Source organism: Bacillus ndiopicus (assembly GCF_000612805.1).
Classification (GTDB): domain Bacteria; phylum Bacillota; class Bacilli; order Bacillales_A; family Planococcaceae; genus Metasolibacillus; species Metasolibacillus ndiopicus.
On record NZ_HG964422.1, the window covers coordinates 1 to 266 of the forward strand.

Consider the following 266-nt stretch of genomic DNA (forward strand, 5'->3'; position numbering starts at 1 on the left):
CTGATTTCTCAGCGGTTTACTCGTGCGAAGCGATGTCCTACTCTCACAGGGGGAAGCCCCCAACTACCATCGGCGCTAAAGAGCTTAACTTCCGTGTTCGGTATGGGAACGGGTGTGACCTCTTTGCCATCATCACTTCACTTTATTCGGCTTTCAATATAGGGCGCTACTCTTCGTCAACTGCATTCGCTCATTCAGTCATGTACTCAGGTACACTCCTTCAATCGCTCTATTGTTTCCTCGATTAGCTTGTATCTTGAAACCCT

At 48.1% G+C, this 266-nt stretch carries 1 rRNA gene; it reads right to left on the reverse strand.

Annotation, left to right across the window (positions count from 1 at the left end):
* Positions 1-24 precede the first annotated feature (24 nt).
* Positions 25-140, reverse strand: a 5S ribosomal RNA gene (gene rrf / locus TY13_RS19610).
* Positions 141-266 lie beyond the last annotated feature (126 nt).